Origin of the sequence: Rhodopseudomonas sp. BAL398 (genome assembly GCF_033001325.1) — a bacterium.
Taxonomy (GTDB): Bacteria; Pseudomonadota; Alphaproteobacteria; order Rhizobiales; family Xanthobacteraceae; genus JARJEH01.
Window position 1 is genome coordinate 4,111,346 of sequence record NZ_CP133111.1, and the last position, 23,330, is coordinate 4,134,675.

At 65.6% G+C, this 23,330-nt stretch carries 22 protein-coding genes and 1 tRNA gene; 11 read left to right on the forward strand and 12 right to left on the reverse strand.

Translation table 11 applies throughout. The annotated features are described in order from the left end of the window. Positions 1 to 9: 9 nt before the first annotated feature. Both RBJ75_RS19375 and RBJ75_RS19380 read left to right on the forward strand, forming a co-directional pair. The gene (locus RBJ75_RS19375) at positions 10 to 618 is read left to right on the forward strand and encodes a UbiX family flavin prenyltransferase (RefSeq protein WP_044406872.1); all 609 of its coding nucleotides are present in this window, start codon (positions 10 to 12) and stop codon (positions 616 to 618) included. 27 nt (positions 619 to 645) lie between these two features. Continuing rightward, positions 646 to 1,179: a TIGR02444 family protein gene (locus tag RBJ75_RS19380; protein WP_276156565.1), complete on the forward strand. Its 534-nt coding sequence runs from the start codon at positions 646 to 648 to the stop codon at positions 1,177 to 1,179. 299 nt (positions 1,180 to 1,478) lie between these two features. On the opposite strand, the gene RBJ75_RS19385 is transcribed toward RBJ75_RS19380, so the two are convergent. The 4 genes from RBJ75_RS19385 to RBJ75_RS19400 all read right to left on the reverse strand — a co-directional run bounded on the left by RBJ75_RS19385 (position 1,479) and on the right by RBJ75_RS19400 (position 5,596). After that, a tRNA-Thr gene (locus tag RBJ75_RS19385) sits at positions 1,479 to 1,554 on the reverse strand. Between the two features lie 150 nt (positions 1,555 to 1,704). Continuing rightward, entirely contained in the window at positions 1,705 to 3,423 is a 1,719-nt protein-coding gene (locus RBJ75_RS19390) for a heme biosynthesis protein HemY (protein ID WP_044406869.1), read from the reverse strand. 7 nt (positions 3,424 to 3,430) lie between these two features. Beyond that, the gene (locus tag RBJ75_RS19395) at positions 3,431 to 4,696 is read right to left on the reverse strand and encodes a COG4223 family protein (protein WP_152647619.1); all 1,266 of its coding nucleotides are present in this window, start codon (positions 4,694 to 4,696) and stop codon (positions 3,431 to 3,433) included. 153 nt (positions 4,697 to 4,849) lie between these two features. Continuing rightward, positions 4,850 to 5,596 (reverse strand): uroporphyrinogen-III synthase, encoded by a 747-nt coding sequence (locus RBJ75_RS19400; RefSeq protein ID WP_044406866.1) that lies wholly within the window; start codon positions 5,594 to 5,596, stop codon positions 4,850 to 4,852. A gap of 179 nt (positions 5,597 to 5,775) precedes the next feature. Here RBJ75_RS19400 and tsaD point away from each other — a divergent pair, with 179 nt between their 5' ends. From tsaD to RBJ75_RS19425, 5 genes are all read left to right on the forward strand, one after another. Then, positions 5,776 to 6,849 (forward strand): tRNA (adenosine(37)-N6)-threonylcarbamoyltransferase complex transferase subunit TsaD, encoded by a 1,074-nt coding sequence (tsaD, locus tag RBJ75_RS19405; protein ID WP_044406865.1) that lies wholly within the window; start codon positions 5,776 to 5,778, stop codon positions 6,847 to 6,849. Between the two features lie 50 nt (positions 6,850 to 6,899). After that, positions 6,900 to 7,889, forward strand: a complete 990-nt coding sequence (locus RBJ75_RS19410) for an NAD(P)H-dependent glycerol-3-phosphate dehydrogenase (RefSeq protein WP_044406862.1) — start codon at positions 6,900 to 6,902, stop codon at positions 7,887 to 7,889. Positions 7,890 to 7,892: 3 nt separating this feature from the next. Continuing rightward, a complete protein-coding gene (locus RBJ75_RS19415; RefSeq protein ID WP_044406859.1) occupies positions 7,893 to 8,306 on the forward strand; it encodes an EVE domain-containing protein in 414 nt (137 codons plus the stop codon). 495 nt (positions 8,307 to 8,801) lie between these two features. After that, positions 8,802 to 10,742 (forward strand): acetate--CoA ligase, encoded by a 1,941-nt coding sequence (gene acs, locus RBJ75_RS19420; RefSeq protein ID WP_276156811.1) that lies wholly within the window; start codon positions 8,802 to 8,804, stop codon positions 10,740 to 10,742. Positions 10,743 to 11,405: 663 nt separating this feature from the next. Then, positions 11,406 to 11,930: a L,D-transpeptidase gene (locus RBJ75_RS19425; protein WP_044416240.1), complete on the forward strand. Its 525-nt coding sequence runs from the start codon at positions 11,406 to 11,408 to the stop codon at positions 11,928 to 11,930. Between the two features lie 81 nt (positions 11,931 to 12,011). Here RBJ75_RS19425 and RBJ75_RS19430 read toward each other — a convergent pair whose 3' ends face one another. Continuing rightward, positions 12,012 to 13,028, reverse strand: a complete 1,017-nt coding sequence (locus RBJ75_RS19430) for an OmpA family protein (protein WP_317528519.1) — start codon at positions 13,026 to 13,028, stop codon at positions 12,012 to 12,014. Positions 13,029 to 13,332: 304 nt separating this feature from the next. Between RBJ75_RS19430 and RBJ75_RS29510 the strand changes: the two genes are divergently transcribed. Then, positions 13,333 to 13,500, forward strand: a complete 168-nt coding sequence (locus RBJ75_RS29510; RefSeq protein WP_411194475.1) for a hypothetical protein — start codon at positions 13,333 to 13,335, stop codon at positions 13,498 to 13,500. A gap of 577 nt (positions 13,501 to 14,077) precedes the next feature. On the opposite strand, the gene RBJ75_RS19435 is transcribed toward RBJ75_RS29510, so the two are convergent. The 6 genes from RBJ75_RS19435 to sdhC all read right to left on the reverse strand — a co-directional run bounded on the left by RBJ75_RS19435 (position 14,078) and on the right by sdhC (position 18,521). Then, the gene (locus RBJ75_RS19435; RefSeq protein WP_044417225.1) at positions 14,078 to 14,335 is read right to left on the reverse strand and encodes a hypothetical protein; all 258 of its coding nucleotides are present in this window, start codon (positions 14,333 to 14,335) and stop codon (positions 14,078 to 14,080) included. Next, positions 14,335 to 14,823 carry a pyridoxamine 5'-phosphate oxidase family protein gene (locus RBJ75_RS19440; RefSeq protein WP_044417235.1) on the reverse strand — a complete coding sequence of 163 codons (489 nt, stop codon included), beginning with the start codon at positions 14,821 to 14,823 and terminating at the stop codon, positions 14,335 to 14,337. Before RBJ75_RS19440 ends, RBJ75_RS19435 begins: the two co-directional genes overlap by 1 nt. Before the next feature lie 124 nt (positions 14,824 to 14,947). Then, positions 14,948 to 15,730: a succinate dehydrogenase iron-sulfur subunit gene (locus RBJ75_RS19445; RefSeq protein ID WP_044417227.1), complete on the reverse strand. Its 783-nt coding sequence runs from the start codon at positions 15,728 to 15,730 to the stop codon at positions 14,948 to 14,950. 150 nt (positions 15,731 to 15,880) lie between these two features. Continuing rightward, positions 15,881 to 17,704 (reverse strand): succinate dehydrogenase flavoprotein subunit, encoded by a 1,824-nt coding sequence (sdhA, locus tag RBJ75_RS19450; protein ID WP_044417229.1) that lies wholly within the window; start codon positions 17,702 to 17,704, stop codon positions 15,881 to 15,883. Between the two features lie 2 nt (positions 17,705 to 17,706). Continuing rightward, complete coding sequence (gene sdhD, locus RBJ75_RS19455; RefSeq protein ID WP_044417231.1) at positions 17,707 to 18,126, reverse strand: succinate dehydrogenase, hydrophobic membrane anchor protein; 420 nt, start codon at positions 18,124 to 18,126, stop codon at positions 17,707 to 17,709. Then, a complete protein-coding gene (sdhC, locus tag RBJ75_RS19460) occupies positions 18,123 to 18,521 on the reverse strand; it encodes a succinate dehydrogenase, cytochrome b556 subunit (protein ID WP_044417233.1) in 399 nt (132 codons plus the stop codon). Before sdhC ends, sdhD begins: the two co-directional genes overlap by 4 nt. 398 nt (positions 18,522 to 18,919) lie before the next feature. On the opposite strand from sdhC, the gene RBJ75_RS19465 reads away from it, so the two are divergent. After that, positions 18,920 to 19,894 carry a cation diffusion facilitator family transporter gene (locus RBJ75_RS19465; RefSeq protein ID WP_044416569.1) on the forward strand — a complete coding sequence of 325 codons (975 nt, stop codon included), beginning with the start codon at positions 18,920 to 18,922 and terminating at the stop codon, positions 19,892 to 19,894. A gap of 101 nt (positions 19,895 to 19,995) precedes the next feature. Here RBJ75_RS19465 and RBJ75_RS19470 read toward each other — a convergent pair whose 3' ends face one another. Continuing rightward, positions 19,996 to 21,519: a malonate--CoA ligase gene (locus RBJ75_RS19470; protein WP_044416571.1), complete on the reverse strand. Its 1,524-nt coding sequence runs from the start codon at positions 21,517 to 21,519 to the stop codon at positions 19,996 to 19,998. Between the two features lie 126 nt (positions 21,520 to 21,645). On the opposite strand from RBJ75_RS19470, the gene RBJ75_RS19475 reads away from it, so the two are divergent. Both RBJ75_RS19475 and RBJ75_RS19480 read left to right on the forward strand, forming a co-directional pair. After that, entirely contained in the window at positions 21,646 to 22,395 is a 750-nt protein-coding gene (locus tag RBJ75_RS19475; RefSeq protein WP_044416573.1) for an SDR family oxidoreductase, read from the forward strand. Positions 22,396 to 22,741: 346 nt separating this feature from the next. Then, positions 22,742 to 23,323: a fasciclin domain-containing protein gene (locus RBJ75_RS19480; RefSeq protein WP_044416575.1), complete on the forward strand. Its 582-nt coding sequence runs from the start codon at positions 22,742 to 22,744 to the stop codon at positions 23,321 to 23,323. Positions 23,324 to 23,330 lie beyond the last annotated feature (7 nt).

Below are 23,330 nucleotides of genomic sequence, written 5' to 3' on the forward strand. Positions count from 1 at the left end.
AAGATCATTTTGCCAGGTTCCGATTCCTCCAGGCCGCGGCTTGTCGTCGGCATCACCGGCGCCTCCGGCGCGATCTACGGCGTGCGACTGTTGCAGATCCTGCAGGGGTTGGACATCGAGAGCCACCTGGTGTTGAGCAAATCCGCGGCGATCACTTTGCGCCAGGAGCTGGATCTGCCGGTCTCCGACGTTGCGGCTTTGGCCGATGTCGTGCATCGGGCCGACAATATCGGCGCCTCCATTGCCAGCGGATCGTTCAAGACGCTCGGCATGGTGGTCGTGCCGTGTTCGATGCGCAGCCTGTCCGAAATCGCCACCGGGGCCACCGCGTCGCTGCTGACACGGGCCGCCGACGTGACGCTGAAGGAGCGCCGGCGGCTGGTGTTGCTGGCGCGCGAAACCCCCTTGCATCTCGGGCATCTGAAATCCATGACCGCCGTCACCGAGATCGGCGCGATCGTGTTTCCCCCGGTGCCGGCGTTCTATGCGAAGCCCGGCAGCCTCGAGCAGATGGTGGATCAGACGCTGGGACGCGTGCTCGACCTGTTCGGCGTCGAAGCGGGCTTGGTGACGCGCTGGAACGGTTTGTCCGCGGGGACCAGACAACATGCTCTTTGACGTAACGGCGCTGTGCGTGAGGACGTGGTGACGGACGACGCAACGGATATCGCGGAGGCATGCTGGGCTTTTGCGCTTGAGCTCTATCAAAGGCCATCCGCATCGGCGATCTGTTTGAAGCTGCAAGCCGAGGCCGGCGTCGACGTGATGTTGCTGCTGGTGGCGATTTTTGCGGTGACGCGACGCGGCCTCCGGCTGTCGTCGTTGGACATCGAAGAGATGAGCGCGGCTTGCGCGCCGTGGCGCGACGAGATCGTACAGCCGCTACGCCGAGTTCGCACGACCTTGAAGGCCGGTGGCTCGTTCGCTTCGGGAGAGGCGATCGAGGCGCTGCGCGGGCAGATCAAGGCGAGTGAACTCGCAGCCGAACGGCTGGAAAATGATCTGCTGGCGCGCTGGCTGGCTGTGCAGCCGCGTGGCGCGCAGTCCGCCAGCTTGGACGACATTCGCAACGTAATCGGCGACGTCGTCTGTGCGGCGCAGCGGCGCCAAAGCGCAGCGAGCATCGATCTCGCAGATGATGTCGCGAGGCTAGCGTCGTTGGCCGACGACCTTATTTAAGGTGTTGTCCGCGCGACGTCCTTGCCCCCGGAAAGCGAGGGCACCCGATGGGCTCCGGGACGCGCATCCGAGAGCAGTTCGCGCTGAATCTGCGCGGCCTGGCGCGGCCGTCGGAAACCACCGGTTCTTTCCTCTGGAAACCCGGCAGCGTCCGCCCCGTGTGACGTTCCGCAAGCCGGCAGGCCCCGAACACCGTCGAAGCCTCGTGGAGATCTCGATCGCCGAGCTGGCTGATTTATCGCTGCGCATCCGGCGCCTTGGACGAAGACGATCCGCCGAGCCAGCAATCGCGCGTTCGATGGTGCCGCAAGCAGGACTCGAACCTGCGACCCCGTCATTACGAATGACGTGCTCTACCAGCTGAGCTATTGCGGCAAACCATCGGCGCGGTCGGCGAGAGCCGAAGCACGTGGGCCTCTGATATCGAGGAATGTGCGAATTGGCAAGAACCCGCGCCGGCAAATCTGGTCCCCTGGCGGCGCGCCCGGAAGCACGACGCGATGCGCTGTAGCCGACCTGCCGGGCTCAATTGTCCCGTCGCGGCCGGTAGCCGCGCCAGCCACTGGGCTGGCCCGGCGGCGGGTTGGTGGCGTCGGGGTACTCGTTCTCGCTGGGCTCATCGTCGATTCCCGGATCGTCCGGGGCGCGGACGATGGGAATCACCGGCGGCGCACCGGAACTGGCCGGCGTGGAGCGACGATGGAACATCGGCGGCGGGGGCGCGGGCTCTGGGGTGACCGGCGGCGCCTCTGCGCTCGGCTGCGGAGCCTCGGCAGCAGCGCTGTCGGGGGCGAGTTCGGCCGCAACCGGCTGCGCCGGAGAAACCACCTCGGGCTCGGCGGCAGGCTCCTCGATGACCACCGTGACGGCCTCCTCGGCCGCGGCGACCGGCTCCTCATCGGGGCCGGCGATCATGGTGTCTTCGAAATCGTCATCATCGATCACGATCGCCTTGTTGGAGGGCAGCGCGGCCACCGGCGTCTGCCATTGGAATGCGTCGAGCCGTCCGGTCACTGGCGAGACCGGCCGCCAGCGGTCGGAGACATAGCCGTCCGCGGTCCATACCGGGTCGTGCAAAGCGCGCACCGCGCGCAGCGTCCAGGCGCGGGCGCGGCCGGTATCGCCGCGTTCGCCGTGCTCGATTTCGGCCATCAGCATCGCGACGCGCTGAGTCGGCACATCGATGAATGGCGCCAGCACCGCGCGGGCGCGCTTGTATTCTCCGGCCTCGATCGCCGCGCGCGCCACCGCCAGCCCGCTTTCGAGATCGTCGGGATTCTTCGCCACCAGGCTTTCGACCCGCGCCAGCCGCACATCGGGGGCGTCGCCAGGTTTGACATGCGCATAGGCCTCGGCGAGGTCGGGATGCGGCTGCGCCTGCCACGCCGTCTCGATGATCTTCATCGCGCGGCGGACCTGACGGGCCTCGCTCATGAATTTGCTCGCCAGCACCGCCGCCGGCACCAGCGTCGGCGCCAGCTTGATGGCTTCCAGCACACTGTCGCGCGCCAGGCTCTCATCGGTGTCGACGGCTTCCAGCGCCCGCGCGGTCAGCAGCACGCCGCGTTGACGCCGATAGGCCTTCTTGTCGATCAGGCCGGTGGACAGATTATTGTCGAGAATATCCAGCGCGCCGCTCCAATCGGCCCTGGCGCAGCGGAAACCGAGCACCGCATGCGCCGCCCAGGACGCGTTGGGCGCCACCCGCAGCGCTTCTTCGGCGATCGCCAGCGCCGCATAGGGATCTTCGGCGCGCTGCGCCTCGATATAGAGCCCGCGCATGCCGAGCGATTTGGTGTCGTCGCGCCCGGCCATGGCAAGAAACGCGCGGCGCGCGGCGTCGCGGTCGCCCTCGAGCTGCGCCGATTGCGCCTGCAGCAGCAGCGCCAGCGGATCCTGCGGCGCATGACGCCTGGCCGCATTGGCATGGCTGCGCGCGGCGGCGCTGTCGCCATGGCCGACCGCCAGCAAGCCCTGGGTGATGGCGTTGCGACCGCGCGCGCTGCGGCGTTCGCGCCGGCTGCGCCGGAGCTGGCCGGGGGTTCGCACCATCCCGGTCAGGATCGCCCAACACAGCACCACTGCGACCATGGCGGCGCCAAGTGACAGCAGGAACACCGGCAGCGACATCTTCGCCTGCCAGGCATTCCACGACAGCACCACGTCGCCGGGCTGATCGGCTATCCACGCGGCGCCGGCGGCCACCAGCGCAATCACGACGAGAAACAGGATGATGCGGAGCATGGGAATCCTATGGCGACGATTTCGGGAGCGCGGCGAGCGCGGCGGCGGCAAATTGATGGGACGCGGCGAGCGCCTGATCGCGCGCCTCGACCTTGTCGAGCCAGGATTGAACCGGCTTTTGCTGGGCCGGCGCAAGCGTATTCAATTCGCGACGCACCGCAGCGAGGTCGTTACGTTGCGCCGCAACGGCGGCCTTGCTGACAATCCCCGAGCGGTCGATCCCCGCAACGGCGCCGGCCCGCTCAATCTTGACCAGCCGCTCCGCATTGGCCTGCAACCGCGCGACGAAACCCGTCGTGGAGCCTGGCGCTTGTTCCTCCGGCAGCAATTTCGGCAATAGCGGCAGCACGTCGCGGCTCAGCTCGGCGGCGCTCGGCAGCCCGGATTTCGCGAAGCGATCGAGCGGCGTCAGCGCGGCCGGATCGGTTGCCAGTGGCTTGGCGGAGTCCAGCGTCGCCGCATAGGGCTCGCCATTGCGCACCGCCAGATCGAGCAGCGTCGCGGCGACCAGCCGGCGCAGCGGCACGTCGTCGGCCGACGCCGGCGCCGGCTCGGCCGCCTTCGCGGCGGCCGCTTTCTGCGCACTATCCTTGGCCGATTGGACGGCCGCTTCGAGCTGATCGAGCCGCCCGTTGATCGCCGCAAGGTCCGAAGCCTGGTCGGGCGACGGCGCAGCCACAGGCGCCGCCTTCAGTGCGTTGACAGCGCTGGCGAGCTGTTCGGATTGGCTGCGCGCGGCGGCGACATCGTCGCGCAGCGATGCGACGGATTTCTCCACGGCGTCGATGCGCCCGGCGAGCGCCGGGTCGGCCACTCCCGCTGCGGCAGGCGCCGGCCGTGATTCGAGGGCCGCTACGCGCGACGCGAGCGCGGCCATTTCGGCATTGTCGCCTTGCGGCGCGGTGGCGGAAGGCGGCGGCGCCAGCCCCGGAACCATGCCGTTCATCGCCGCGCCGGCCACCAGCACGGCGGCGACGGCGCCGACAATCGCAGGCAGCAGAATCGTCGACACTTTGGATACCGGTGGCGGCTGATGGAGGCGATCGGCGCCGTCATGGCTCGCGGCGGGGGCGACGGGTTCAACGCGCGGCCCGTCCTCCGGCTGATCGCTGGCTGCCGGTCCTGTCGCTTGCTCTTGCTCCGGCTCGACCTGCACCGGTTCGGGCGCCTCCGTCGTGATCGCGGTTTCGGCGGCCGATTGCGCCGCGGAGTTCTCCTGCAACGAAGCCATTTCCGATGCCAGACGATCGGCGGCGCCGTCTTGCTGGTTCATCGACGTCTCCTGATCCGAGCGCACCGCGTCAGCGTTCGCCTCCGCCGAGTCGTCGTTGTTGCTTGGCGCTTCAAAGTGTCCGGGCCTTTTCTTGACCATCCGAAAATTTCCTCACTTTGCACAGCCGAATCCGATCTCGATTCGGACTGTCTTCTACCGCGATAGCGGGCTCAGCGCACGATCCAGAGCCTCGAACAATGCAGATTCATCCGGCTTGCGCGCAACCGTGACCTGAGTCGCTCCCGCTTGCCGCACCACATCGGACACCGATTCGGACAAACAGCATTGCGGAATCGCAAGGGCCGAGATTTCGATCCCGGAGGCCCGCGTCGCATCGACGAAGCATTGCGCGCTGCGCCGCGAATAATGCAATACCGCCTCGATTCCCTGAGCTGCAAATGCCTCGCAGACGTCGGGCGGCAGATTCGGTACGGGAGCCATCTTATAGGTGATCTGCATTGTGACGTTGAAGCCGTCCTGGCGCAATTCGCCAGCCAGATCGCGCGACAGATCGGCGGCCGCCAGATACAGCAGCGTGCCGGATTTCTTCAGCTTCCTGGCACGCATCGAAGACACCACACTGTCGCGCAGCGCCGCGGCGTCACCCTTGGCGACGATGAGCTTGCCGAATCCGGCGTCGCGCGCCGCTTGCGCGGTGTGCTTGCCGACGGCGAACAGCGGCAGTTTCAGCAGCCTTGCGAGGATGGCCTGGCCCTCGATCGCCCGCAGCGCATTGGCACTGGTGACGATGACGCCACTATAATCTGTCTCTGGATCGTCCTGGAACGGCACCGGCTCAAAGCGCAACATCGGCGCCAGCAACACCTGATAGCCCTTGGCGCGCAGCGCCGCAGCCGTCGCATCGCCGTCGGGCTGCGGTCGGGTCACAAGCATCGCCAAGCGCTAGCTCCTCTTTGGAGGCAGCGACATGGCGGTCACCGGAATGGCCCGTCGTTTCGGCCGGGCCACGGCGTGCAAACCGGATGATTGCATATTGAGACCCCGCAATGCTACGCCGGGCAAGGAAAACGCCGCTTTGGCGGCAAACGCAAGGGCTCAATTTGGCTAGTGATAAAGCCTTGCTGGTATTGGGAATCGAGACCACCTGCGACGAAACCGCCGCGGCGGTGATCGAGCGCCAGAGCGATGGTCACGGGCGCATTCTGTCCAATATCGTGCACTCGCAGATCGAGGACCACGCGCCGTTTGGCGGCGTGGTGCCGGAGATCGCCGCGCGCGCCCATGTCGATCTGCTCGACGGCATCGTCGCTACCGCGATGCAGCAAGCCGGAACGGAATTCGCACAACTATCCGGCGTCGCGGCCGCGGCCGGCCCGGGCCTGATCGGCGGCGTCATCGTCGGTCTCACCACCGCCAAGGCGATCGCGCTGGTGCATGATACCCCGCTGATCGCCGTCAATCATCTCGAAGCCCATGCGCTGACGCCGCGGCTGACCGACGCGCTGGAATTTCCCTATTGCCTGTTCCTGGCCTCGGGCGGTCACACCCAGATCGTCGCCATCCTCGGCGTCGGCAATTATATCCGGCTCGGCACCACCGTCGACGACGCGATGGGCGAGGCCTTCGACAAGATCGCCAAGATGCTGGGGCTGCCCTATCCGGGCGGACCGCAGGTCGAGCGCGCCGCGGCCGCCGGCGATCCGGCCCGCTTCGCGTTTCCGCGCCCGATGCTGGGCCGCGCCGACGCCAATTTCTCGCTGTCCGGCCTGAAGACCGCGGTGCGCAACGAGGCCAGCCGGCACACGCCGTTGCAGCCGCAGGACATCAACGATCTGTGCGCCGGCTTCCAGGCCGCGGTGCTGGATTCCATGGCCGACCGGCTCAGCGTCGGGCTGCGGCATTTCCAGGAGCGTTTCGGTCCGCCCCGCGCGCTGGTCGCCGCCGGCGGCGTCGCCGCCAACCAGGCGATTCGCGGCGCGCTGCGCGAGGTCGCCGGCAAGGCGCGGACCAGCTTGATCATTCCGCCGCCGGCACTGTGCACCGACAATGGCGCGATGATCGCCTGGGCCGGCGCCGAACGGCTGGCGCTGGGGCTGACCGACAGCATGGAATTCGCCCCGCGCGCGCGCTGGCTGCTCGACGCCAACATCACCACGTCGGACAAATTCGCCAATACCCGCGCGGCGTTTTAGCAATCGAGCGATGGCACAGATGATCCTTCCATTGCAGCAAGGCGGGTCCGATGGCGTCCTTTAACTCGATCGCGGTGCTCGGCGGCGGCGCCTGGGGCACAGCGCTGGCGCAGACCTGCGCGCGCGCCGGCCGCGACGTGACGCTGTGGGAACATGATGGCGGCAATGCCGAGCAATTGGCCGGCAAGCGCGAGAGTCTTTACCTGCCCGGCGTGACGCTGGAAAAATCCATCAAGGTGACGCGCGATCTGGCAGAAGCGGCCCGCGCGCAAGCGATTCTGCTGGTGGTGCCGGCGCAGGTGCTGCGCCAGGTGGTGACGCAGCTTGCGCCCTTGATCGGCGCGCGCACGCCGCTGGTCGCCTGCGCCAAGGGCATCGAACACGGCACCCATAAATTCATGACCGAGATCATTGTCGAGGCCGCGCCGAATGCATTGCCGGCGATCCTGTCGGGGCCGAGCTTCGCCGCCGATGTAGCGCGCGGTCTGCCGACCGCGGTGACCATCGCGGCGCCCGACGCCGGCATCGCGCAGGCTCTGGCTGAGGCGATGAATTCGGGCAGCTTCCGGCCCTATCATTCGACCGATGTGCGCGGGGTCGAACTCGGCGGCGCCACCAAGAACGTGCTGGCGATCGCCGCCGGCATTGTCGAGGGCCGCAAGCTCGGCGCCTCGGCGCTGGCGGCGATGACGACGCGCGGCTTCGCCGAGCTGGTACGTTTCGGCAAGGCCTGCGGCGCCACGACCGAAACCATGATGGGCCTGTCCGGCCTCGGCGACCTGATCCTGACCTGCGGCACCGCGCAGTCGCGCAATTTTTCCTTCGGCGTAGCGCTCGGCCGCGGCGAGAGCGCGGCCGAGGCCTCGCATGGCAAGCTGGCGGAAGGCGCCTTCACCGCGCCGGTGCTGCTGGAAATGGCACGGATCAAACAGGTCGAAATGCCGATTTCAGCCGCCGTCGCGGCGATCCTCGATGGCAGCATCAGCGTCGATGCGGCGATCGAGGGGCTGCTGACGCGGCCCTTGAAGGCAGAGGAATAGGCGATGGCGCATTGGCTGGTGAAATCCGAACCCTCGACCTGGTCGTGGGATCAGCAGGTCGCCAAGGGCGCCAAGGGCGAGCCCTGGACCGGGGTGCGTAACCACAGCGCCAAACTGTTCATGATGCAGATGAAGAAGGGCGACCGCGCCTTCTTCTACCATTCCAACGAGGGCAAGGAGATCGTCGGCATCGCCGAGATCATCCGCGAGGCCTATCCGGACCCCACCGATGCCAGCGGCAAATTCGTCTGCGTCGACATCAAGGCGGTCAAGCCGCTGAAAACCCCGGTGACGCTGGCCGCCGTCAAGACCGAGCCATCGCTTTCGGAAATGGCATTGCTCAAACAGTCGCGGCTGTCGGTGCAGCCGGTGGCGGCGGAGGAATGGAAGATCATCTGCCGGATGGGCGGCGTGTAGCTGCCCCCGCATTTTTGCCGTCATCCCCCGCGAAAGCGGGGGACCCAGTATTCCGGAACGCAATCCAGCCGCCACAGCGACCACCAGCAGCTGCGGCGACGGGCGGCCGACCACGTCACCTACGGCGGTTCCCAGATACCCTCGCTACCCCATCGAATCGGGCTCGGCGTCGCGACGAAAACGCGATCGTGATCCCCGATTGCCGTCCCGCGCGGCGGCACGCGCCTCGCGCGGGGCTGGGCCGACAAAAGTCCAATGCGTTACGGCTTGTCGCCGGCCCGCGCCTCGACGCATACTCAAAGCAACAACATAGCCGGACGGTAGGTGGCTTCGAATCGTCTTCGCCGCCGACGAGATCCCTTTCAGCAATTCCCGGAATGTCCCCCGAATTTGCATCGGATGGATTTCGGTGTTGCCGACGGGAGTTCGCATGGCGCAAGAATCGAAAACCAACGGCAAGTTCGCGGCAATGGCCGCAATGGGTGGAGGAAAGTAATGTCCGAGAAGATCTATGACGTGCCGCCGGAATGGGCGACGCGGGCCTTTATCAACGACGCCAAATATAACGAAATGTATGCGCGCTCGGTGAACGACCCCAACGACTTCTGGGCCGAGCAGGGTAAGCGGATCGACTGGATCAAGCCCTTCACCAAGGTCGAGGACTGCTCCTACGCCCCCGGCAAAATTTCCATCAAATGGTTCGACGACGGCATCCTCAACGTCGCCTATAATTGCATCGATCGCCATCTGGCGACCCGGGCCGAGCAGACCGCGATCATCTGGGAAGGCGACAATCCGTCGGAGTCGCGGCACATCAGCTACCGCGAGCTGCACGACGAAGTCTGCAAATTCGCCAACATCCTGCGCAACCGCAATGTCGCCAAGGGCGACCGCGTCACCATCTATCTGCCGATGATCCCCGAAGCCGCCTTCGCGATGCTGGCCTGCGCCCGGATCGGCGCGATCCATTCGGTGGTGTTTGCCGGCTTCTCGCCGGACTCGCTGGCCCAACGCATCACCGATTGTCAGTCCAAGGTGGTGATCACCGCCGATGAAGGCCTGCGCGGCGGCAAGAAGGTGCCGCTGAAGGCCAATGTCGACGCAGCCCTGGCGAAGTGCGGCGGCGTCGACTGGGTGGTGGTGGTCAAGCGCACCGGCGCCGCGGTCGAGATGGATGACGTCCGCGACTTCTGGTACCACGAAGCCGCCGAGATGGTGACGACGGACTGCCCCTGCGAGCACATGAACGCCGAGGATCCGCTGTTCATCCTCTACACCTCGGGATCGACCGGCCAACCCAAGGGCGTGCTGCACACCTCGGGCGGCTACCTCGTCTTCGCGGCGATGACGCACCAATATGTGTTCGATTATCACGACGGCGACATCTATTGGTGCACCGCCGACGTCGGCTGGGTCACCGGCCACAGCTACATTCTGTATGGACCGCTGGCCAATGGCGCCACCACGCTGATGTTCGAGGGCGTGCCGAACTACCCGACCAACTCCCGATTCTGGGAAGTGGTTGACAAGCACAAGGTCAACATCTTCTACACCGCGCCGACCGCGATCCGCGCGCTGATGCAGGCCGGCGACGAGCCGGTGAAGAAGACCTCGCGCAAGAGCCTGCGGCTGCTGGGCTCGGTCGGCGAGCCGATCAACCCCGAGGCCTGGGAGTGGTATCACCGCGTCGTCGGCGAGGATCGCTGCCCGATCGTCGATACCTGGTGGCAGACCGAGACCGGCGGCATCCTGATCACGCCGCTGCCCGGCGCCACCAAGCTGAAACCCGGCTCGGCCACCAAGCCGTTCTTCGGCGTGGTGCCGGAAATCCTCGATCCCGACGGCAATGTGCTGGAGGGCGAATGCACCGGCAATCTCTGCCTCGCCAAATCCTGGCCGGGGCAGATGCGCACGGTCTATGGCGATCACGCCCGGTTCGAGCAGACCTATTTCTCGGCCTATAAGGGCAAGTACTTCACCGGCGACGGCTGCCGCCGCGACGCCGACGGCTATTACTGGATCACCGGGCGGGTCGACGACGTCATCAACGTCTCCGGCCACCGCATGGGCACCGCCGAGGTGGAATCCTCGCTGGTCGCCCACGCCAAAGTGTCCGAGGCCGCCGTGGTCGGCTATCCGCACGACATCAAGGGCCAGGGCATCTACGCCTATGTGACGCTGATGACCGGGATCGAGCCGAGCGAGGAACTACGCAAGGAGCTGGTGGCCTGGGTCCGCAAGGACATCGGCCCGATCGCCTCGCCCGACCTGATCCAATTCGCGCCCGGCCTGCCGAAGACCCGCTCCGGCAAGATCATGCGCAGAATTCTGCGCAAGATCGCCGAGGACGAATCCTCGACGCTGGGCGACACCTCAACACTGGCCGATCCGGCCGTGGTCGACGATCTGGTCGAGCACCGCCAGAACAAGCACTAGAAGCGTGACCTCGAAAACCGGGTCCCGGTTTTCGGACAAGATCACGCTCAACGACAGGCTAGAGCAGGATGACGATTCGAAGATAAGTCATCCCGCACTAGAGCAATTCCGGTTCTGAAAGTTCAGAATCGGAGCTTTAGATTGTTGTTTTGACGCATTTTCTTCACGCGAACCGGTGCCCACTTCGCTTGAAAACGCTCTAGCAAGACGGGGACGGAACGCGCGCTCGACGTAAATATTGAGCGCGCGCCCGCTCCTGGTAATACCAACGGATTTTTCCGTTGCCTCATCAATTTGGTCATGGCCGGCTTGTCCCGGCCATGACGAACGAGAGGCAACGACCGTTGGTGTAACGTGCCAGTCGTGTGGCCGCATTGAACGAGTCGCGCGGCGCACTGCCATGGTCGATTGGCTGCCCCGCCCCGAGAGGCTGCGACCCGAGGAGCCACGATTGGGGGCCAGCCCGGCACCGCGGTTTTCCCGCTGAAGTCGTTTGCCTGCCATTTACTTTGTTCGCAGGATATCGCGCGATGACGGCGATGCAGTCGTTCAGGACATGCTGCCGACACCGATCAGTTAACGCGCTGCGTTAGAATACGTGCCGGACGACGCCAAGGACCGGGATTTACCGTTTCCTGATGGTGCGTCGAAACGGAGAGACTGATGGCGTTGGAAACTGAATGGGCGAGGACTGCACTGGTTGCCGCGGCATTGATCGGCGCCGGGATGATGACAGCGCCGCGCGCGGATGCGCGGCCGGATCTGGTGGCGTTCCAGGGCGACTATTCGCCCGGTACCATCGTGGTCAAAACCAATGAGCGGCGGCTCTATCTCGTGGTGGAGCCCGGCCAGGCGGTGCGCTATCCGGTCGGCGTCGGCAGGGCCGGCAAGCAATGGTCCGGCGTGACCCAGATCGACGGCAAGTATCGCTATCCGGCCTGGGCACCGCCGGCGGAGGTGAAGCGCGACGAGCCGTCGATTCCCGACGTGATCCCGGGCGGCTCGCCGCACAATCCGATGGGCGTCGCCGCGTTGACGCTGGCCGGCGGCGAATACGCCATTCATGGCACCAATCGACCGGGCTCGATCGGCGGCTTCGTGTCGTATGGCTGCATCCGGATGTACAACGCCGACATCACCGACCTGTATCAACGCGTCTCGGTGGGCGCCCCCGTAGTGGTGCGCTAAGGCTTCGGCTTTCGACAAAATAACGGCCGCGCAGTCTGCTGCGCGGCCGTCTTTTAGCGAGCGTCTATTCGCAACGCCTGGTTAGCGCCGCGGACGGGGCGGCGGCGGTGCCGCTGCGGCCACGCCGCCGTTCAACAACGGCGTGATATTGCGCACGGTGACGCGACGATTCAGCAGTTCCGGTCCGTTGGTCTGGACCTTCATGTATTGCGATCCGTAGCCCTGCGTCACCAGATTCTCGGCGGGGACGCCGAACTCCTGGGTCAGCAATTCGGCCGCCGATTGCGCCCGGCGATCCGACAGCGACAGATTGTCGACGTCATTGCCGGTAGCGTCGGTGTGGCCCTCGATCAGGAACACCGTGCGCGGCTCGCGCTGGATCGATCGCTTGATCGCATTGGCGATGCCTTCGAGCTTGGCGCCCTGGGCCGGCGGAATCTCCCAAGATCCGGTCGCGAAGGTAATGGTGTTGAGGTCGACCGAGGCCATCCGCTGACGCACCGTCGGGCTGTAGCGGATTTCGTCGAGCGTGTAGCGGCGCTGCAGCCGCTCCACCGGAGGCGCCTCCAACGTGTCATACAGCAGCTCGGGCGATGCATCGTCGTAATCGACGATGTAGCGGTCGCGCGGCATCCGGATCACCGGCGGCGGCAGGTCGACATAGAAACTGCCGCGGTCCCGCGGCCGATAACTGTTGTCGATGATCACAATCTCGCGGCCGTCGCGGTCGCGGCGGATGCGCCGCAGCAGCTGGCCGTCCGGTCCGGTGAGATTGATGATCTGGTCACCGTCCGGCAGCACAATGATAGTACGCGTGTCATCGCCGTCGCGATCCTCACGGATGTCGCGCGCGCCATATCGGAAACGATCAAGCTCGTTGTGCCGAATGTAGTCGCGCCCGCCCGGATCGCGCACGATGACGCGGCCAGGCTCGGTGATCACGGTGCGATCGCCTTCCTTGGTCTCCCGGCGCTCGCTGCGAAAATCGGTGATGTTGCGCGGTCCAGGCCCGACCGTGCCGGGCTTGATCGGGGTCAGCGCCTGCGCCGGCGGCGGTGCCGGGGGAATCGGCGCGGTCAGGTTCGGCGAGTTCTGCAAAAGCGCAGCGCCGCGTGGGCCCAGCGCGCTGGGGGATGGCGGCGCTCCCTTGTCGGCCGGTGCCGGCTGGGCTGCCGGGGTAGGCTCGCCGATCCGACCCGCTGGTGGCGGCGTCGGTGCTGCGGCCGCCGGTGCCGGCGCTGGCTTGGCTGGTGCAGGAGCTGGAGCAGCGGTCGGCGCAGGCGCCGGCTGAGCTGGCGGGGGCGATGGCTGACCGATCCGTCCAGCGGGCGGTGGGGTCGGCGCAGGGGCTGCTTGCGGCGCCGCTTCACGCCTGGTCGGTTCACGCTTGGCCGGCTCAGACTTGGCCGGCTCAGACTTGGCCGGCTCGGATTTGGCCGGCTCGGGTTTAGCGGGCTCAGATCTGGCGTGTGGCGGAGTCGGCGCGGCCGCGGGTGGCGCGGGCGGCCTTGGTGCGGCTGGAGGTGTCGGACGCTCCGGCGGCGCGGCGGCCGACGGTGGCGCGGGATGACCGATGTGTCCCGCAGCCGGCGGGGCTGGCGGCTTGGCGCTGGGCGCCGGTGGTGGCACGGGGCGTTGCGCCGCAGGCGGCGCCGGATGCGGGGGCGCCGGCGGTTCCGGGTGCGGCGGGCGCTGCATCGCAGGTGGGGGCGGTGGGGCGTGACCGATGCCGCCGGGCGGCGGCCCCTTCGGCGGCTGCTTCGGCAGCGGTTTGCCATCCGGTCCGGTTTCGGCCGGCGCTGGCGTGGCCTGCGCAAGCTGCAGTGGCGCGGCCTGCGCATAAGACGGCAGGGCCGCAAATTGCATCGCCGTCAAAGCCGTGGTGGCGAGCAGCGTCAAGTTTAATTTGGTCATGATGTTTATCGTTCCCGCAAACAAATCGCCTCGCACCAATCAGTTGATTGGCGGGGCGTACAGATCAACACGCAGCGGTGGGGCCGCAATGTGACGGCCGGCGATTTCCGCCCGTCAATTATTTCGCGCCGGCAATGGCTCGTCGGCGCGCCTATTCATGGAGTATTCAGCCAGGTAAGGGACAGCCGATAGCAGCTGTCGAATCGAACCTACAGCGAAGCATCGAGCCGGTACTACATTGTCGCCGGATTCGGCGCGCCGGGACTGGGTGGCCCGCGAACCGGCGCCTCGTCGGGCATCTGTCCGGGCAGCTCCTCCGGCACCGGCGGCATGCCGGGCTCATCGATCGGCGGCGGAATATCCGGCGCCGGACTACCAGGCGGCGCTTCGCGCGGCGGCTCGGCCGGCTGCGGCGTCGTCGCCGGTGGCACTTCGGTCGGCGGCACAGCCGGGCCAGGATCGGTCGGGTTGTCTTGCGGATCGGCCATCATCAGATCGCCACCTTGCGATTTTCGCCAAGGTCGGGGCGCGAGCCGGTCGCAGCCGCCATCGCCATTTTGACGTAGCTGACGATGGTGCCGGGCGAGTCCCAATATTCGGCTTCGTCGGGGGTGATCTTCAACACCCGGATATTCGGATCCTCGGCGCTGTCCCACCACGCCTTGGCGGCGGTGGTGAACAGTTCCTTGATTATGGCGCGGTCATTGCTAATCGCGGCGGTGCCGCTGACCGACACGTATTTCTGGCCGCTGGTGTCGGCGAAGGCGAGATTGACGTGGTGATCGCGCGCGATCTCGTCGTCCTTGTGACGCCGCACGTCGGTGAGAAACAACACCGCATTGTTCTGCGGCTCGACATAGGCCGCCATCGGCCGCGAGCGAATAGCGTCACCATCGCGCGTCGCCAGCATCGCGAAAGTGATGCTCTTCATCATGTCCCAGGCGTGTTGCGCTTCGCCGGATTTGCGGTCAGCCGCCATCATCGATCTCCCTCAAGGTTCGATCGTTAACGGTCGGGTGACGATGATGTTCCCGGGCAAGCGCGACGGACGCGACGCATCCGTCGTCAGGCGACGGTATTGCCCGCTGGCGAGATACGCGCGCTCAGATCTGGCGTTCGACCAGCTTCAGCTTGAGGCTGGCAATCGCTTCCGACGGGTTCAGCCCCTTCGGGCAGGCCTTGGCGCAATTCATGATGGTGTGGCAGCGATAGATCCGGAACGGATCCTCGAGATTGTCGAGGCGTTCACCGGTGGCTTCGTCGCGGCTGTCCTTGACCCAGCGGGTCGCCTGCAGCAACGCGGCGGGGCCGAGGAAGCGATCCGAATTCCACCAATAGCTCGGGCACGAGGTCGAGCAGCAGGCGCACAGGATGCATTCATACAGCCCGTCGAGCTTCTCGCGATCCTCGTGGCTCTGCTTCCATTCCTTCTGCGGCGTCGGCGTCACGGTCTGCAGCCAGGGCTCGATCGAGGCGTATTGGGCGTAAAAATTGGTGAGGTCGGGGACCAGATCCTTGACCACCGGCTGATGCGGCAACGGATTGATCTTCACGGCGCTGTCCTTGACGTCGTCCATCGCCTTGGTACAGGCCAGCGTGTTCTCGCCGTCGATGTTCATCGCGCAGGAGCCGCAGACGCCTTCGCGGCAGGAGCGGCGGAAGGTCAGCGTCGGATCGATGTGGTTCTTGATCCAGATCAGGCCGTCCAGCACCATCGGGCCGCAATCGTTCTTGTCGACGTGGTAGACATCGACGCTGGGATTCTTGCCGTCGTCCGGATTCCAGCGATAGACCCGAAATTCCCGGGTCTCGGTCGCGCCCTCGGGTTTCGGCCAGCTCTTGCCGCCGGTGATCTTGGAGTTTTTCGGAAGTGCGAACTCAACCATTTGCGTTGCCTTTGCCGTTTTCCGTCATTGCCGGGCTCGACCCTGCAATCCATCATCTTGCGAAGATGGATGGATGCGCGGGCATAGGCGTTTTAGAACGCCGTTCTTGGAACGGCTATGCCCGCGCATGACAGCACAATAAATACGCTCTCAATACACCCGCGGTTTGGGCGGAATGTACTGCACGTCATTGGTCATCGTGTAGTCGTGCACCGGCCGGTAATCGAGCGTGGTGCCACCGTCGGCGCCGATCCAGGCCAGCGTGTGCTTCATCCAGTTGGCGTCGTCGCGCGCCGAGAAATCCTCGCGGGCGTGGGCGCCGCGGCTCTCGGTGCGGTTGGCGGCGGAATCCATCGTCGCCACCGCCTGCACGATCAGATTGTCGAATTCCAGCGTTTCGATCAGGTCGGAATTCCAGGTCAGCGAGCGGTCCGACACGGCGATATCGGTGATGCCGCTGTGGACCTTGTGAATCAGCTCCGAGCCTTCCTGCAGCACGTCGCCGGTGCGGAACACGGCGCAATTGCTCTGCATCACATGCTGCATGTTGTCGCGCAGCTTCGCGGTCGGGGTGCCGCCGGCGGCGTAGCGATAATGATCGAGCCGGGACAGCGACTTCTCGGCGGAATCCGCCGGCAGCTCCGGCTGCTTGCCGTTCGGCGTCAGCTTCTCGGCGCAGCGCAGCGCCGCGGCGCGGCCGAACACCACGAGATCGATCAGCGAATTGGAGCCGAGCCGGTTGGCGCCGTGCACCGAGACGCAGGCGGCCTCGCCCAGCGCCATCAGCCCGGGCACCACCGCGTTGTCGTCGCCGTCCTTCTTGGTGACGACCTCGCCGTGGAAATTGGTCGGGATGCCGCCCATGTTGTAGTGCACCGTCGGCAGGATCGGGATCGGCTCGCGGGTGACGTCGACCCCGGCGAAGATCCGCGCCGAATCCGAGATGCCCGGCAGCCGCTCATGCAGCACCGCCGGATCGAGATGATCGAGATGCAGGAAGATGTGGTCCTTCTTCTTGCCGACGCCGCGGCCTTCGCGCATTTCGATGGTCATGGCGCGCGACACCACGTCGCGCGAGGCCAGATCCTTCGCCGACGGCGCGTAGCGCTCCATGAAGCGCTCGCCTTCGGAATTGACCAGATAGCCGCCCTCGCCGCGGGCGCCCTCGGTGACCAGGCAGCCCGAGCCGTAAATGCCGGTCGGATGGAACTGGACGAACTCCATGTCCTGCAGCGGCAGCCCGGCGCGCAGCGCCATCGCGCCGCCGTCGCCGGTGCAGGTATGCGCCGAGGTGCAGGAGGCATAGGCGCGGCCATAGCCGCCGGTCGCCAGAATCGTGGTCTGCGCCCGGAACCGGTGCAGCGTGCCGTCATCCAGCTTCAAGGCGACGACGCCGCGGCAGACGCCCTGATCGTCCATGATCAGGTCGATGGCGAAAAACTCGATATAGAATTCGGCGGCGTGGCGCAGCGCCTGGCCATACATCGTATGCAGCATGGCGTGGCCGGTGCGGTCGGCGGCGGCGCAGGTGCGCTGCGCCTGGCCATTGCCGTAGTCCAGCGTCATGCCGCCGAACGGGCGCTGATAGATCTTGCCGTCCTCGGTGCGCGAGAACGGCACGCCCCAATGTTCGAGCTCGTAGACAGCCTCGGGCGCATTGCGCACCATATATTCGATCGAATCCTGATCGCCCAGCCAGTCCGACCCCTTCACGGTGTCGTACATATGCCAGCGCCAGTCATCCTTGTGCATATTGCCGAGCGACGCCGAGATGCCGCCCTGGGCCGCTACGGTATGGGAGCGGGTCGGGAACACCTTGGTGATGCAGGCGGTGCGCAGCCCCGCCTCGCTGCAACCGACCACCGCGCGCAACCCCGCGCCGCCTGCCCCCACCACGACCACGTCGTAGACGTGATCTTCGATCGGATAGGCATGGCCGTTGACGCCAGGCGCGCCGATGCCGTTCGCCACCATGCTTAGACTCCAGCTGAAAGTTTGAAGATCGCGAAGATCGCGGCCAGCGCCACGGCGAGCGAGAAGAAATTATTGGCCATCACGCTGACCAATTTGAGCTTCTCGTTCTGGATATAGTCCTCGAGCACGACCTGCATGCCGATCTTCATGTGCACCGCGCTGGCGATGATGAACAGGATCATGGTCAGCGCGATCAGCGGCGAACCGAGAATCTGCGTGGCGCCGGCCTGGTTGCGGCCGAGCAGCATCATGATCACCACGATCACCGGCAGGATCAGCAGCGTCATCCCCACGCCGGTAATGCGCTGGCGCCAGAAATCCGAGGTGCCGGACCCGGCCGGACCGAATTTGCGAACCTTGCCGAGCGGCGTGCGCATGGTCTTCTGCTTGGGCGTGCCGGCGTTGGCTTTCTCGGCGCTCATCGTCCACCTCCCAGCGTATAGGCGACGATCCACAGCAGAACAGTCAGCATCACGCCGCCGATCAGGGCGGCCCAGGTCAACCATTCGCGGTCCGCGGTCTTGAAGCCGTAGCCGAGATCCCAGATGAAATGCCGCACACCGCTGAGCATGTGATGCATCAGCGCCCAAGTATAGCCGAACAATACCAGGCGGCCGATCCAGCTTCCGGTGAACGCCTGCACGGTCGAATATGGCCCCGGCCCCGCCGCCGCGGCGATCAACCACCAGGCCAGCAGCAGGGTACCGAAGTACAAAGCGATGCCGGTGATGCGGTGAACGATGGACAGCGCCATCGTCAGACTCCAGCGGTAGGCCTGCATGTGTGGCGAGAGCGGTCGTTCGATCCTGGCGTTCATCGGCTGCTTTGTCTGTTGGCGGCAAGCGGATAGCCCCCAGACCGGGGGCTCGCGAAGAAGGTGGGGTCTATTTACGGAGTGAGAACAATGAGCGCAACGTCGAAATCACAATCTCGGAACAGCCGTTCATAATTTCGGCACTTTGAGTCAAGGCCGGTTGTCGGACGAGCCGTCAAGCACGCCGAACGGCCGGCAGGTGAAGTTGGATTCAGCCCCGACCGCATGAACGGCCGGGTCACGGCTTCACTGCCGCGGCAAAATCCCACCCGCCCTCGCGGGCCCATCGAGCGAGCCGGATCGCGGCCCGTGGGCCGGCCGAACCGCAATAGTATTCACTTTCAACTTGCGATTAATCGGGTTCGTCGCCGCACCGAAGCGGCTCTGAGGCGTTGAGAACGATGAACCAGACCAATCACAGCCAGGACGCTCACGGCGACCACGACCATTCCGGCCATGAACACGGGCATGCACACGGGCCGGGCGGGCATGTTCACGCGCCCGCGGATTTCGGGCGCGCCTTCGCGATCGGCATCGTGCTCAACACCGGCTTCGTGCTCGCCGAGGCGTTTTACGGTTACGCCAGCAACTCGATGGCGCTGATTGCCGACGCCGGCCACAATCTGTCGGATGTGCTGGGACTGCTGGTGGCATGGTCGGCCGCGGTGCTGTCGAAACGCCCGCCTTCGGCGCGCTACACTTACGGCCTGCGCGGCTCGTCGATCCTGGCGGCGCTGTTCAACGCAGTGTTTCTGCTGGTGGCGGTCGGCGCGATCGGCTGGGAGGCGATTCTGCGGCTGCTGACGCCGGAGCCGGTGGCCGGCACCACGGTCATCGCGGTGGCCAGCATCGGCATTGTGATCAACGGCGTCACCGCCTGGCTGTTCATGTCCGGGCAGAAGGGCGACCTCAATATCCGCGGCGCCTATCTGCACATGGTGGCCGATACGGCGGTGTCGGCCGGCGTGGTGGTCGCAGGCCTGGTGATTCTGTTCACCGGCTGGATCTGGCTCGACGCCGCGACCAGCCTGGCGATCGCGGTGATCATCATCTGGGGCACCTGGGGCCTGCTGCGCGACAGCATGGCGATGTCGCTCGGCGCGGTGCCGCGCGAGATCGACCCGGCGCGCGTGCGCGACTACCTCGAACGCCGTCCCGGCGTGACGCAGCTGCACGATCTTCATATCTGGCCGATGAGCACCACCGAGGTCGCGTTGACCTGCCACCTGGTGATCCCCTCGGGCGCGCCCGGCGACGACTATCTGATGGAGATAGCCCATCACCTGCGCGATGAATTCGGTATCGCTCACGCCACCTTCCAGGTCGAGACCGACCCGGGCTCGCTTTGCGCGCTGGCGCCCGACCATGTGGTGTAGCGCCACTATCCGTCATTGCGAGGAGCGCAGCGACGAAGCAATCCAGGGCGCCGTGCACTGAACCCTGGATTGCTTCGCTGCGCTCGCAATGACGGGCTTTGTTACTTGTAGATATCCGAATAGGCGTCGCGCAGCACGTTCTTCTGCACCTTGCCCATGGTGTTGCGCGGCAGTTCCTCGACGAACACCACCTTTTTCGGCATCTTGAATTTGGCGATCTGGCCGTCGAGCGCGCTCAGCACGCTGGCTTCATCGACGCTGGCGTCGTTGGCGCGCACCACCACGGCGGTCACGCCCTCGCCGAAATCGGCATGCGGCACGCCGATCACCGCGCATTCGACCACGCCCGGCATGGCGTCGATCTCGCCCTCGATTTCCTTCGGATAGACGTTGAAGCCGCCGCTGATCACCAGGTCCTTGCCGCGGCCGAGGATGTACAGATAGCCGTTGCGGTCGATCTTGCCGAGATCGCCGGTGATGAAGAAGCCGTCGTCGCGGAATTCCGCTTTGGTCTTGTCCGGCATCCGCCAATAGCCCTTGAAGACATTGGGGCCCTTCACCTCGATCATGCCGATCTCGTCACGGGCCAGCTCCGTGCCGGTCTCCGGATCGACGACCCGCACGCTGACGCCGGGCAGCGGAAAGCCGACCGCGCCGGGCACGCGATCGCCGTCATAGGGGTTCGATGTGTTCATATTGGTCTCGGTCATGCCGTAGCGCTCCAGCACGGCATGGCCGGTGCGCGCCGACCATTCGCGATGGGTCTCGGCCAGCAGCGGCGCCGAGCCGGATACGAACAGCCGCATGTGGCTGGCCGCCTCGCGGGTCAGCGCCTTGCTCTGCAGCAGCCGGGTATAGGTGGTCGGCACGCCCATCAGCACCGTGGCGCGGGGCATCAAGCTGATCACCCGTTCGGGGTCGAACTTGTTGAGAAAGATCATCGAGGCGCGCGCGAACAGCGTGACGTTGCTGGCCACGAACAGGCCGTGGGTGTGATAGATCGGCAAAACGTGGATCAGCACGTCGGTGTCGGTGAAGCGCCAATAATCGACCAGGCTCAGCGAATTCGACGCCAGATTGTCGTGGGTCAGCATCGCGCCCTTGGAACGGCCGGTGGTGCCGGAGGTGTAGAGAATCGCCGCCAGATCGGAGCGCTCGCGCGGCACGGTGGCAAACGCGGCCGGCGCGGTGGCGGCTGCGTCGGTCAGCGAGCCTTGGCCGTCGGCGCCCAGCGTCTCGACCCGCGCGCCGACCTTGGCGGCGATCGCCCCGACACCTTCGGCCTTCGACGGATCGCACACGACCAGCGACGGCTCGGCATCGGTGATGAAATAGTCCAGCTCGCGCAGCGTATAGGCGGTGTTGAGCGGCAGAAACACCGCGCCGGCGCGGACCACGGCGAGATACAGCACCAGCGCCTCGACCGATTTCTCGGTTTGCGCTGCAACACGATCGCCGATCCGGACGCCGCGGTCCACCAGCACGTTGGCCACCCGCCCCGCCCGCGCGATCAGCTCGCCATAGGAGATCCGGGTGCCGTCCGCGGTCTCGATCGCCAGCCGCCCGGAATCGTCGAGCTGATCGAACAGGCGCGAAAACAGATTGGCGTTGGTGGCGGCGTTCATGGCGGCGTTCCCGATGGCGTTCTGTGACGCGTTGCTGCAACATTCCGGTACCGGCGAGCGATCCGCCGACCGACCCGGTCAGGCAATAGCAAAAACGCCCTTCACAAAGCAACGGAGACAGTTGGCATGACAAAAAGCGGGAAACGCGTGGCCTGGGTGACCGGCGGCGGCAGCGGCATCGGCGAGGCCGGCGCCGAGGCCTTGGCGGCCGATGGCTGGACCGTGGTGGTCTCGGGCCGCAGGCGCGACGCGCTCGACGCGGTGGTGGCGAAGATCGCCGCCAAGGGCGGCGCCGCCGAGGCGATCGTGCTCGACGTCAGCAAGGCCGACGACGTCACCCGGGCCGCCGAGCAGATTGTCGCCAGCCATGGCCGCATCGACCTGCTGGTCAACAGCGCCGGCATCAACGTGCCGAAGCGCTCATGGGCCGATATGGAGTTGGAAGGCTGGGACAGGTTGGTCGATATCAATCTCAACGGCGTGCTGTATTGCATGCGCGCGGTGCTGCCAGCAATGCGCGCACAGAAGGACGGCTGCATCATCAATGTGTCGTCCTGGGCCGGTCGCCATGTCTCGAAGATGCCGGGGCCGGCCTATACGACGACCAAACATGCGGTGCTGGCGCTGACCCATTCGTTCAACATGGATGAATGCGTCAACGGACTACGCGCCTGCTGCCTGTCGCCTGCGGAAGTCGCGACGCCGATCCTCAAGCTGCGGCCGGTGGTGCCGACCGCCGAGCAGCAGGCGCGGATGTTGCAGCCGGAGGATCTCGGCCGCACCATCGCCTTCGTGGCCAGCATGCCGCCGCATGTCTGCGTCAACGAAATCCTGATCAGCCCGACCTGGAACCGGAGTTTCGTCGGCGGGCTCTGATGACGCTCCCGATGCAATCCTGATCGGCGGCGCCGGCGATCACGGCACTGACCACGCGCGTCACGTCCGCTATCCGGGCGTGATGCGCCACGACCACGTAGTAACCCGAGGTGGACAATTTGGAGCATCGCCACAGCGTGATCTGCATTGCAGATAACGCGCGCGAACGGGCGGCTCACCGATTAGTTTCAGCCTGCGACAAGATGATCATCGTGAAACCGACGCCGATCGCTCGCGTAGCTTGAACAACAACGATGCAATGCACCATCCATTCATGTCGCCGTTGTTGACCTTCAACGCGTCCGCGGAGCCTCCGCCGGCGTTCAATCCAATTGGGAGACGTTTCATGTCCAAGCAAATTGCCCTTCTGTCCGCCGTTGCTTTCAGCGTCCTCGCCATCAGCGTCAACGGCATCGCGCCGGCCAGCGCCAAGGACAAAATGGCGAAAAGCGAGATGAGCGGCGAAAAGACCGTGATGGTCGGCGGCGCCGCCATGTTCCCGTCGAAGAACATCATCGAAAACGCCGTCAACTCCAAGGACCACACCACGCTGGTCTCGGCCGTGAAGGCCGCCGGCCTGGTCGATACGTTGGAAGGGGACGGCCCGTTCACCGTATTCGCGCCGACCAATGCGGCGTTCAACAAGCTGCCGGCCGGCACCGTCGCCAATCTGGTGAAGCCGGAAAACAAGGCCACGCTGACCAAGATCCTCACCTATCATGTCGTTCCCGGCAAGCTCGAGGCCGCTGATCTGACCGACGGCAAGAAGCTGACCACCGTCCAAGGCGAAACCCTGACGGTGAAGCATTCCGGCAAGAAGGTGATGCTGATCGACGCCAAGGGCGGCTCCTCGACCGTTACGATCCCCAACGTCAACCAGTCCAACGGCGTGATCCACGTCGTCGACACCGTTTTGATGCCGTCCTAACGGTTCA